The organism is Luteibacter sp. P4_D7_3, assembly GCF_056401735.1.
Genome location: NZ_JBFUIT010000524.1, coordinates 1 through 1,589 on the forward strand (window position 1 = coordinate 1; position 1,589 = coordinate 1,589).

2 protein-coding genes are annotated in these 1,589 nt (G+C 64.8%); both read right to left on the reverse strand.

Annotation, left to right across the window (positions count from 1 at the left end):
- A partial coding sequence (locus AC1DSN_RS22315) for a cupin domain-containing protein (RefSeq protein WP_477332984.1) occupies positions 1–683 on the reverse strand: 683 nt, incomplete at its 3' end.
- Positions 684–967: 284 nt separating this feature from the next.
- On the reverse strand, positions 968–1,589 hold a 622-nt coding region (locus AC1DSN_RS22320), incomplete at its 5' end, for an XVIPCD domain-containing protein (protein WP_477332986.1).

Consider the following 1,589-nt stretch of genomic DNA (forward strand, 5'->3'; position numbering starts at 1 on the left):
GGCGCGCGCATGCCGACGGACAGGGTCATGCAGTCGCCGAGGGCGATGCCGTCGTGGGGCACGCCCGGGGGGAGATAAAGCATGTCACCGGGTTCGAGCAGCCACTCGTGGGTGGGCAGGAACTCCTTGAGCTGCTTGAGTTCGACATCGGTGCGGAAGTCGAGCGGGGCATCCGGGTCATCACTGATCGCCCAATGGCGCTGGCCGATGCCCTGGAGCAGGAAGACGTCGTACTGGTCGACATGGGCGCCGACGCCACCGCCGTCCTCGGCGTACGAGATCATCACGTCGTCCACGCGCCAGCTGGGCAGGAACGAGAAGGACTCCAGCAGGCCGGCTACGTCGTTGTCCCACTTGTCGACGTCCTGGACCAGGAGGGTCCAGTCGCGCTTAGGCGTGTTGCCGAATTCGGCTTCCTCGAAGGGGCCGCTCTTGACGGTCCAGCGGTCGCGTTTCTCGTCATGAATGATGAGACGGGCGAGCACGCCCTCTTCGCAGGCGAGGCCGGCGAGGTCATTGGGCTGGATCGGCGGCTGGAAGTCCGGGAAGGCGTTGCGGATAAGCAACGGTCGCTTCTGCCAGTAGTCGCGCAGAAACTGCGCGGCGCTCATGCCGAGCGGCTGGCTGGCGCTGCCGCGCACTTCGATCGGGAGGGTCTTGCGGGTGGGGGTCTGGATGGCCATGGGCGGCATTGTAGCTAAGGTGAGCTGCAGCGCGTCTCGTGTGGGAGGTCGCGTGCACCGCCTCGGGCGTGTGGGGCGCGAGACGCCGCGGCCGGGTTGCCCCTTGGGACCGCAGGCGCTGCTCTTCGAGGCGGGCCGTAGCCACGCCTTCGCTCGCACGAAAACTGAGCGGCCCAGCTCAGGCGGCCCCAAGCGGCAACCCGACCGCGGCACCGGGCGTTGCGGCGTCTGGCGGCAAAAGCGAGGACCGCAAAGCGAGGGCTGTGTGATTGCGGCCCTGCGCGTTAGCGGTGCATCGAGTGCGGTTGCGCAGGCGCTTCCTGCTGCTGCACCTCCTGTTGGGCTTGCGCGACCGGCGGTTGTTGAGCCTGTTCCGCCACTGCCCTGACGAAGTCAGCTCCGCTTTGCTCCAACGGAATGGTTACCGAGTGAGCAACGTTCACCTCGGTGTACCGCTTGAACGGTGAATTGAGATCTYCTTGGATGGCATATGCGCGCGCGCCGTCGTCGCTCATCGCGACATGATCGATACGGTTCAACCCAGCGACGCACGCCGCCACCGTTAGTGATCCGGCCAAATGGCAGCTTGCCTGATCGCTGGTGCGCCCGCGTTCCCGATCCACCGAGCTCACGCCGCCCAACGCCTGCTGGTACATCGAGACCCCAGGATGGTGTTCATCGGCAAGACTCAAGCGAATAGCCTGCTGCGATTTCTCCACTTCCTGTTGAAGCGCCGCCTCGGTTCGATGGCCTACGATACCGTCAGCCGTCATTCCATGTGCAGCCTGAAATTTTTCTACCGCAGCCTGCGTCGAAGGTCCGAAGTTGCCATCGGGCGACAGGGGGCGTCCGTGGGTATCCGTAATGTTGAGTGCGACCAATTGCGCTTGAAGTTCAGTGACGCGA